Here is a 587-nt window from a genome sequence, read left to right as displayed (position 1 = left end):
AACGCAGGGTAACCACATGAAACGTGTTACTAGGCGACTCTGGCCGTTCCACCAGGCCGAAACCACGTGACCTGCGAGAACACCGTCAACCGTGTCCAGAACCCGCCATCAGCTGCGGAACGCAGGTTCCTGCCCGGCACCTTTTTCGAAGCGTCCTTGCCCGTTGTGTCGGCCGGGACACCGACGGCCGCGTGGATGCTCTGGGTGTCCAGGACCACCAGACTCGGGTCGGCTAATCGCTTCCGGCTCTCGCGCAGCTGCCAGCGCAGGAGGTCGTGAACGGTCTGGTCGGTGCCGTCGTCACGCCAGGCGGCGAAGTAGTAGTACGTCGCACTCTTCGGCGGCAGATCGTGCGGCAGGTACTCCCACTGACAGCCGGTGCGGTTCTGGTAGAGGATCGTGTTGACGATCTCCCGCATCACGTATTTGCCCTGATGGCCGGTGGCCGAGGGGTGCTTGGGGCGTTGTCAGGTTGGGTGGAGGCCTCTTCCGGTGGCATGATCATCCGTATGGTCGGATCGCCGGGAGGGGCTTCGCGTGGACACGCCGTCGTACCGGGGTTTCCGGTTTCCGCCGGAGATCATCTC

At 63.7% G+C, this 587-nt stretch carries 1 pseudogene; it reads right to left on the bottom strand.

Features of this window, described 5'->3' with window-relative positions:
* Positions 1-107: 107 nt before the first annotated feature.
* Positions 108-458 (bottom strand): annotated as a pseudogene (locus OTB19_RS43310) (transposase); the annotation flags it as partial.
* Positions 459-587: the final 129 nt, after the last annotated feature.

Source organism: Streptomyces sp. H27-H5, from assembly GCF_026627505.1.
Classification (GTDB): domain Bacteria; phylum Actinomycetota; class Actinomycetes; order Streptomycetales; family Streptomycetaceae; genus Streptomyces.
Note: the sequence above shows the minus strand (reverse complement) of the source record. Positions and strands in the feature narration are given on the sequence as shown.